An 8605-nucleotide genomic window follows, 5' to 3' on the forward strand; every position below is an offset into this window, starting at 1 on the left:
CGTAATCGCCCGGAGTGGGTATCCTCCTTATTTAGGTTCACCTAAGTACGGGTTTCTTCAGCATCGTCGCTCGAGGAACCCGCACGTACAACGGCCCACACGCTTCCGCCTCAACCGCACGTTCCACCCGACCGATCCAAGGAAATCCCCTATGCCCAGTTTCACCCTGCCCAAAAGCGCTCCCCGGTTCCGGAAGACACTTGCGCTGGTTGCGGCGGTAACCGCCGCTCCCCTGGCCCTCGCCGGCTGCATGGCCAACTCAAAGACCCCGGGAGCAGCCGACGGACCGATCCAGGTCACCAGCACCCAGACCGAATGCAAGGTCTCGGCCAACCAGGTCGCCAGCGGCAACCTGACGTTCGCGGTCAAGAACGAAGGCCCCCAGGCCGCCGACTTCTACCTTCTGGCCGAGGACGGACTCCGGGTCATCGGCGAAGTGGAGAATATCGGCCCCGGCCTGAGCCGCAATCTGGTGGTCACCGCGGCCGCCGGCAAGTACACCACGTCCTGCAAGCCCGGAATGCAGGGCGACGGCATTCGCGCCGGCTTCGACGTCACGGACTCCGGCAGCAGACCCGCCGTCGACGCCAATGTTCAGGAGCTGCTGGACACCGGCACCCGCCAGTACTCTGTCTACGTCAAGGACCAGACCGACCAGCTGGTGGACGGGACGAAGGAGTTCGCCGCGGCTTACGCTGCCGGAGATGCCGCGAAGGCCCGCGGGCTCTATGCCGCCACCCGTATGCACTGGGAGCGCATCGAGCCGGTTGCCGAGTCGTTCGGGGATCTCGACCCCAAGCTCGATGCCCGCGAGGCCGACCTCGAACCCGGCCAGGAATGGACTGGCTGGCACCGGGCCGAGAAGGACCTGTTCCCGCCGGCCAGCTACACCCCGCAGACAAAGGCGGAGCGTGCCGCCATCGCCACGCAGCTCGTTGCCGACACCGAGGACCTGGCCCAGCGGACCCGCACCGTGGAGCTCACCGCGGACAAGATCGGGAACGGCGCCAAGGAGCTCCTGGACGAAGTGGCCACCGGCAAAGTCACCGGGGAGGAAGAAATCTGGTCCCACACCGATCTCTGGGACTTCCAGGCCAACGTTGACGGAGCAAGGATCGCCTTCGAAAGCCTGAAGCCCGTGCTGCAGCAGAAGGCCCCGGCCCTGTCCGAGGCGCTCGAGGCCAAGTTCGCAGCCCTGCAGGCCGGGCTCAAGCAGCACTCCACCGGCGAAGGCTTCGCGTACTACAACGAGCTCAGCCAGACCGAAGTCCAGCAGCTCGCCGCCCTGGTCGATGCCCTGGGCGAACCGCTCGCCAAGCTCACGTCGGCAGTGGTCCTGTGAGCGGCTGCCCCTTCGGCGGCACCCCCGGCCAGACGCCCGACGGCGGCACCCCCGAATCAGCTAACGCACCGGAATCAGCCAAGGCAGCAGGAGCAGCGGCCACGCCAGCACCGCCAGCAGCCTCCGGTCCGGGAAAGGGCCGGCTGTCCCGCCGCGGGCTCCTGTCCCTCGCAGGTGCCGGCGGCGCGGGCGCCGTCGCCGGCCTGGCGGCGGGCTTCCTCAGCCACGACGCCGTGGCGGCAGCGGCCGCGCCGCTGGCAGCGCCCGGCGACATCATCCCGTTCCATGGTGACCGCCAGGCAGGCATCGTCACACCGGCCCAGGACCGCCTTCACATTGCAGCGTTCGACGTCGTCACGGAGGACCGCGCGGAGCTCATCCGGCTCCTGAAGGACTGGACCGCCGCCGCCGCGGCGATGACCGCGGGGCGCAGCACCGGCAGCAGCGGCGCCGTCGACGGCCCCTATGACGCCCCGCCCGAGGACACGGGCGAGGCCCTGGACCTGGGGGCCGGCAAACTCACGCTTACCTTTGGGTTCGGCCCCGGCCTGTTCGAGAAGGACGGCAAGGCCCGCTTCGGGCTCGAGGGGCGCCGCCCGGACGCCCTGATCGACCTGCCGCACTTCCCCGGCGACGACCTGGAGCCCGGACGCACCGGCGGCGACATCGTGGTGCAGGCCTGCGCCGACGACCCCCAGGTGGCGGTCCATGCCATCCGGAACCTAGCCCGCATCGGATTCGGGCAAACGCGCGTGCGCTGGTCCCAACTGGGCTTCGGCCGGACCTCCTCCACCTCACGGTCCCAGACCACCCCGCGGAACCTCTTCGGCTTCAAGGACGGCACCAACAACCTTAAAGCCGAGGACACCGCCCTGCTGGACGAGCACGTGTGGGCGGGCCGGGGAACGCGACCGGAAGAGGGCTGGATGGCCGGCGGCACGTACCTTGTGGCGCGCCGGATTCGGATGCACATCGAAATCTGGGACCGCACCTCGCTGCGCGAACAGGAGGCCCTGATCGGGCGCACCAAGGGCGCCGGTGCCCCGCTCTCCGGCGGCGAGGAATTCACCGCCCCCGACTTCGAGATCCAGGGGCGCAGCGGGGAACCACTGATCCCGCTGGACGCCCACATCAGGCTCGCGCACTCGAGCCAGAACGACGGCGTCAAGATGCTCCGGCGCGGCTACAACTACACCGACGGCTCGGACGGTCTGGGGCACCTCGACGCCGGACTGTTCTTCATCGCCTTCGTCACAGACCCGAGGACCCACTACGTGCCCATGCAGCTGGCCATGGCGAAGGAGGACACGCTGGCCCTGGAATACCTCAAACACACCGGCTCGGGCCTGTTCGCGGTTCCCCCGGGAACCAGGGCGGGGGGTTTCATCGGCGAAGGGCTCTTCGCATGACGGCGGCCCTCACCGATGCCGGCAGTCCGCCCGGAACCGAGGGAACAGGCCGGCCCAACGGCAAGGAACATCCGGGACCCGGCATCGGCGGGCCCGGCAGACGAACGGGCAAGTCCACTCTGAAACTCGTGCTGCTGGGAGTGGGGTGCTCGGCGGCGTGGCTGGCGTCCGTGCTGGCCGGCGGGTTCCTGGACCCCGGCCCGGAGATCCACCGGATTGCCCTCGCCGGCCACATCCTGGCCCTCGTGCTGTCCTTCGGAGCCATCTTGGTACTCGACTGGGTGGGTTTGCTGTGGCTCCTGGGCCGCCGCGACGTCCACGACACCCGGCGGCTCGATTCCGCCGCGCAACCGCTGATCTGGGGCGGGCTGGCCATCCTGCTCATCTCCGGTGCATTGCTGCACCCCGATCTCTCCAGCCCTCCGACGCAAATCAAACTCGTCAGCATCCTGGTCCTCATGCTCAACGGCCTGGTCCTGACCAAAACCATGAAGCAACTGCACCAACTGCCGCCGGAAACCTTGTTCACGGCGGTGGCGGCCGGGCTGCGGGCGCGCTTGCTCGCGGCTTTGTGCATTTCTCAAACCTGCTGGTGGACGTCCGTGCTGGTAGGACTGCTCAACAGCACGCTGCGGCGCTGGACGGGAGCCTGACGCCGGCGAGTCCGTCGGCTACCGCGCGGGCGGGAACGTCCGGCTGTGGCGGTTCTCAGCCACAGGCGGATCGAATCTGGTGTCTTCCAGCGTCCCGCCGTCGTCGAGCCAGCGGCGGTTGGTGTAAAAGCCGATGGCCCGATTGTTGCTTTTCTCCACCCACAGAAACGCCCGCTCGTAGCCGAGTTCGATGAACTTTTGTTCTGCGGCCGCAAACAGGACGGAGCCTGCGCCCTGTGCCCAGTTGTCCGGATGCACATTGATCGCGTGGAGCTGACCGGTTCCCTGGTCCGAGTCACCGGCAGCAGGACCGAGGATGGCGAAACCCACAACCTCATTGCCGCTTTGGACCACGAGGTGAACAGTCCCTTCCCCGGGCTCCATGATGTTGCGGTGCCACGCAGACGCCGCCCGCCCGACGTCGAGACCGTCAAGATACTCATCGGTCATGACCCCACGGTAGGTGGCCCGCCAGGCCGCAACATGGATCTCGGCCAGCCGTGCGGCGTCGTCTTCGGTCGCGGCCCTGACGCTGATGTCCGGAGTGGTCATGGTGGCGAATCTATCAAGTGAGGTCACCGGTGCCGTGCGGCGCGCACCAGGCGGCGGGCGAAATGGCTGATGACGAGGACGCTGACCGCGGCAAGGAGCCACGTGCCTTCCGCACCAAGGACCGGGCCGCTCGTGCAGGTGCTGACGGCGCCCGACTCCGCCGTGTAGTCGATGCACTCACCTGTCCGAGAGCCGATTAGAAAAGCGTCGACGGCGATCACCAGCAGAATGGCCACTGCCCAGGGCCACCACTTGGGCGGGCGCAGCTGAGGCGCTTCCTCCACGGTTCCTCCTCGGCAGCTCAGCGGCCGGTCCGGCCGCTCGAACACCTGGCAGGCATCACAGTACGGCCGATCCCTACAGCGCGGTACTCTGCACTAACACTCCTGTCTGCCTCTCCCCTGGCCGTGATGAGCCACATCGACCTCGGCGGCGGCCCGGAAGAGTCCGGCAGAATCATTTCATGGAAGGTCAACGCGATGTCAGAATCTGAACTTTCAGCTCTCCGGGAGCGGGCTGCCCGTGGTGACAACGACGCTATAGGTGAACTCATCGAGCTGGCCGCGGAGCGGGAAGACTTCGACGAGCTGCGGCATCTTGCCGACGGCGGCAGCAAAGACGCCGAGGATCAGCTCGTGGAACTCGCAGCTGAAAAGGAAGACCTAGCGGAGCTTCGGCGGCTGGCATCCGCCGGCAACACGGACGCGGCCGAAGTGCTGGCCGAACTCACTGAGTAAACACTCAGCTGAAATTGACCGTGTTCAACGGCCTCCGCGACCACCGGATACCTTTCGATACGGTCCAGGACGTCGAGGTCCGCTATGCCGTAGCAGTCCGGGCCGCCGGCAAGAAGTATGTGAGCCGGGGCGCTCCTACCCCGCCGGGCTCGTTCGAATCCGGATATTGGGTATCTGCTTGGCTGAAGTCGTCCCGCAATGGCCGGGCTGATCGGCGACCTGGACTGCCCCTGATCAGGCCGCAACGCAGAGATGTGGCACGGTAATCTCGATATATGAGACATTCTGTCTTGAATTATGGACTTTCTGTATATCGTGGGGCATGGACGCGACTCAGGCAATCCCGGACTCTATTCCTCCTTTCGTCGACGGAGCCTGGCTGCAAAGGCACCGCGATGGCGTGGTTGTCGCTGACGCGCGCTGGTACCTCGACGGTTCCTCTGGGCGGGGGGCGTACGACAGTGGGCACATCCCATGTGCCGTGTTCGTGGACCTCGACGCGTGGCTGTCCGGCGGCGCCGGTGCGAGAGGGCTCAATCCGCTGCCCGATCCGGCGGTGTTCGCCCGGGGGATGTCTTCTCTCGGTGTAGGCGACGACTCGACGGTCGTCGCCTACGACGACGCCGGGGGCGTCATTGCGGCACGGCTCGTGTGGATGCTGCGGGCGCTCGGGAAGCGGGCGGCGTTGCTCGATGGCGGGATTGCGGCATGGCCGGGTCTGCTCGACAGAGACCCAGTGCATCCTGCGCCAGCGAGCTTCACAGCGGCTCCATGGCCCGAGGAGTCCCTGGTGCAAGCCGACGACCTCGAGGCATGGGCCGGCATCGTGGTCGATGCCCGCCATGCCGACCGCTTCGGCGGCAGCCTTCAGCTCCCCACGGATCCCCAAGCCGGGCATATCCCTGGCGCGGTGAATGTGCCATGCCGAGAGAATCTCGACTCCGTTGGCCGGCTGCGGCCTATCGCCGAGGTACGCGAGGCGTTCGCGCGTGCCGGGGTCCGGGACGGCTCTGCTGTCGTTTCCTATTGCGGATCGGGCATCACGGCGTGCCACAACCTGCTGGCCCTCGAACATGTCGGGCTCGGTCGTGGCCTCCTCTACCCCGGCGGCTGGTCCGAATATGCCGAGGACCCGCGACGCATCGCAGAGAGGTAGAGCAAGCCGAGGAGGTCCTGGAACAAGCCCGCGTCACATGGTCCCAGACGTAGTCACTGGTCGCTGTCGCCGGGGATGACGAGGTCCTTCAGCGGCGCGGGGTCGGTGTTCGTGGCCTGTTGGAGGAGGCGGTAGAACAGCAGCCCGCGGCTGGCTGAGGTGCGGCGGTCCGGCGGCAGCTCGGTGCGTTTTCCTTACCAGCGCGGGGGGTCGGCTGTAAGGGAGTCAGGCTTTCCGGCCCGTGCCTTCCGTGTCGTCGTCAGCGGGGCCAGGAGCTGCATCCTCAGCGTCCAGCGCACCGTCTCCACCGCCGCTGGGGCGCTCCGTTTCGCCTTCTCCGTAGTCCCCTTCGGCATATCCTCCGGTTGCCGGTCCGGCCTGGTCCCCCACTGTCCCGCCTTCGCCGTAGTCCCCTTCGGCATATCCTCCGGCTTCCGGTCCCTGGTCCTCCGCTGTCCCGCCTTCGCCGTAATCCCCTCCGGCGTATCCTCCGCCTTCCGGCCCGGTCTGGTCCTGGCTAACCGTTCCGCCTTCGCCGTAATCCCCGCCGGAATATTGGCCGGCCTCCCTTTCAACGGGGGGTTTCGGGGTGCTGTTATCGTGCTGTTGGGCTGCAGATTCTGGGTTCTCGGACATCGAAAATCCTTCCTTGAAGGATCGTGTGCCCGTGCGAATGCAGAGGCATCACGGCTTCGCGACCGAGGACGAACCGGCGGGCGAGATCTGGCGGGCAAGGGGAGATCTGCTGCTCTACCGATACCGAGACCGGCCTGTGTGTTAATTCTACTTCCAGGGGTCCCTCCGATGACGTCCCGATTGCCTTATCGCCAGGTGGCAGGATGGGGTCCATCATGGACATGCGGTTGCGGCGCGCTCCTGACGCGGAATGGGTGTTGATGTACCGGCTCGGACTGAGCCGGAAACGCATCGCTGAGCTCGTGCGCGTTCATCCCGCCCTCGTCGGCTACCACCTGGTCATCGCCCGCCGTCAGGACCCGGAACTCGAGGCCGAACACCAAGCCGCCGCCGGCGCCAAGCCCGGCCCCTCTCCCGCGGGCCTTGCCCGCATGGAAGAAATCATCGGCTGGATCACGTCCGAGGGCGGGCTCCCCCGTGACCGCTCCGAGCACAAGGCGGAACGGTCGATGGCCCGGTGGCTCTCCGATCGTCGGCGCGAAGCAGCCGAAGGAAACCTTCACCCGGCCTACCGCGACGGCCTCGCGCGGGTTCCTCCACGTTTGAGTCCTTTGATTCGCGCGGAGGCTTCCTCATACCCCGATAAACCCCGCGGCCGACCATCCGGTCAAAACAGCACACCGTTGCGCCGGGTTGTGCCCATTGGGGGCAGGTGGAGCCCTCCGCACAGCTCAGGCTGTCCCCACTGGCGTGCAACCCGGCCCGCCGGAGGCCCCGGGCAGGAGCGCGGATCGCTGAAACGTCGTAGCCGCGCTCCATACTTGGAGCTGCGTGGATCATGCATCAGATGCAACTGGGCGTGGTTGCCGTCTTCTTTGGCGTGTCTATTCGAACATATGTATTGGGTATCTGCTTGGCTGAAGTAGGCTGGGGTATGGCCGATTTGCTGCCGCAGATGCCGCGGGCCGGCGTGGACTACCCCAACACGTTCGGGCAATTCCCTGAGTGGTTCAGCACCGATGAGGCGTGTCTCGAGTACTTGGCCAAGCTGCGATGGCCGGACGGGTTCGTCTGCCCCAAGTGCGGGAACCGCGACTACTGGCGCACGGGCGCCGGGCTGTGGATGTGCAAGGGGTGCTCGCGCCGGACGTCGGTGACGGCCGGGACGATCTTCGCCCGCACCCGCACTCCGCTGCGCACGTGGTTCGCGGCGGTGTGGTTCGTGACGTCTCAGAAGAACGGCGTGTCCGCTCTCGGCCTCCAGCGGGTCCTGGGGATGAGATCGTATGAGACGGCGTGGGCGTGGATGCACAAGCTGCGCCGGGCCATGGTCCGGCCCGACCGCGAGATGCTCTCCGGGCTTGTCGAGGTCGACGAGTGCTTCATCGGTGGGGTCCACCGCGGCATGCCCGGCGTCGGCCCCGACAAGATCTCGGTCCTGGTCGCCGCAGAGCACCTGGACCACAACCGGATCGGACGGATCCGCCTCGAGCCCGGGCCGGCCGACCGCAGGCTCGCCCTGGTGAAGTTCGGCCAGCGCGTCGTCGCCCCCGGTTCCACCATCCGCACCGACGGGGCAAGACAGCTGAGGCGCTTCGCCGACCTCGGCTACAAGCACGAGTACTTTACCCAGCTCGGATCGGTCATCCCCGCGCACGTCAACATGCCCGCCGTCCACATGGCCGCCTCCCAGCTCAAACGCTGGATCGACGGCACCCTGCATCAGGGCATCTCGAGGGAGCAGCTGGCCTACTACCTGGACGAGTTCACCTTCCGCTTCAACCGCCGCACCGCCAAGAGCCGCGGGCTGCTGTTCTATCGGCTCCTCCAGCAGGCAACGAACACAGACCCGGCGCCGTTGAAGGACCTAGTCATTCCCCACGAGGCGGACCCGCACCGAGCCCCCGAGTGAATCGATCGCCATCGGGACCTGGTGACCAAGGCGGTCGGGGCAACTAACTGCCCGCCCGGCGAGGGATCCTTCACCGGGACAGGGGGCATCAGGTCGGTTTCCGAGTCGTGCAGCGCTACTTCCACTCGAACAGGCGGCCTTCGGACTTGCCGTCGGCCACCTGGTACTCGAACAAGACCGCGATCCCGTTGAGGCTGCTCAACTCGTC

9 protein-coding genes are annotated in these 8605 nt (G+C 66.9%); 6 read left to right on the plus strand and 3 right to left on the minus strand.

Features of this window, described 5'->3' with window-relative positions; all coding sequences use genetic code 11:
* Positions 1-151: 151 nt before the first annotated feature.
* Genes efeO through MRBLAR12_RS04010 form a run of 3 tightly spaced genes read left to right on the plus strand, consistent with a single transcriptional unit; the run spans position 152 to position 3404 of the window.
* Entirely contained in the window at positions 152-1342 is a 1191-nt protein-coding gene (efeO, locus tag MRBLAR12_RS04000; RefSeq protein ID WP_364743666.1) for an iron uptake system protein EfeO, read from the plus strand.
* Positions 1339-2751, plus strand: coding sequence for an iron uptake transporter deferrochelatase/peroxidase subunit (gene efeB, locus MRBLAR12_RS04005; protein WP_364743668.1), 1413 nt, complete (start codon positions 1339-1341; stop codon positions 2749-2751). The genes efeO and efeB overlap by 4 nt, the downstream gene beginning before the upstream one ends.
* Positions 2748-3404 carry a hypothetical protein gene (locus MRBLAR12_RS04010; RefSeq protein WP_364743671.1) on the plus strand — a complete coding sequence of 219 codons (657 nt, stop codon included), beginning with the start codon at positions 2748-2750 and terminating at the stop codon, positions 3402-3404. Before efeB ends, MRBLAR12_RS04010 begins: the two co-directional genes overlap by 4 nt.
* An 18-nt stretch (positions 3405-3422) precedes the next feature.
* Here the strand turns inward: MRBLAR12_RS04010 and MRBLAR12_RS04015 are convergent, their stop codons facing one another.
* Together MRBLAR12_RS04015 and MRBLAR12_RS04020 are read right to left on the minus strand one after the other, a co-directional pair.
* The gene (locus MRBLAR12_RS04015) at positions 3423-3956 is read right to left on the minus strand and encodes a GNAT family N-acetyltransferase (RefSeq protein WP_364743674.1); all 534 of its coding nucleotides are present in this window, start codon (positions 3954-3956) and stop codon (positions 3423-3425) included.
* 23 nt (positions 3957-3979) lie between these two features.
* Positions 3980-4240 (minus strand): hypothetical protein, encoded by a 261-nt coding sequence (locus MRBLAR12_RS04020; protein ID WP_364743677.1) that lies wholly within the window; start codon positions 4238-4240, stop codon positions 3980-3982.
* Positions 4241-4366: 126 nt separating this feature from the next.
* On the opposite strand from MRBLAR12_RS04020, the gene MRBLAR12_RS04025 reads away from it, so the two are divergent.
* Positions 4367-4693, plus strand: a complete 327-nt coding sequence (locus tag MRBLAR12_RS04025) for a hypothetical protein (protein WP_364743680.1) — start codon at positions 4367-4369, stop codon at positions 4691-4693.
* Between the two features lie 322 nt (positions 4694-5015).
* Positions 5016-5849: a sulfurtransferase gene (locus MRBLAR12_RS04030; RefSeq protein ID WP_364743683.1), complete on the plus strand. Its 834-nt coding sequence runs from the start codon at positions 5016-5018 to the stop codon at positions 5847-5849.
* A 225-nt stretch (positions 5850-6074) separates the two neighbouring features.
* Here the strand turns inward: MRBLAR12_RS04030 and MRBLAR12_RS04035 are convergent, their stop codons facing one another.
* Entirely contained in the window at positions 6075-6485 is a 411-nt protein-coding gene (locus MRBLAR12_RS04035) for a hypothetical protein (RefSeq protein ID WP_364743686.1), read from the minus strand.
* Between the two features lie 934 nt (positions 6486-7419).
* Here MRBLAR12_RS04035 and MRBLAR12_RS04040 point away from each other — a divergent pair.
* Positions 7420-8397, plus strand: a complete 978-nt coding sequence (locus tag MRBLAR12_RS04040) for an IS1595 family transposase (RefSeq protein WP_364743689.1) — start codon at positions 7420-7422, stop codon at positions 8395-8397.
* The last annotated feature ends 208 nt before the right edge of the window (positions 8398-8605 follow it).

The organism is Arthrobacter sp. LAR12-1-1.1, from assembly GCF_040676555.1.
Classification (GTDB): domain Bacteria; phylum Actinomycetota; class Actinomycetes; order Actinomycetales; family Micrococcaceae; genus Arthrobacter.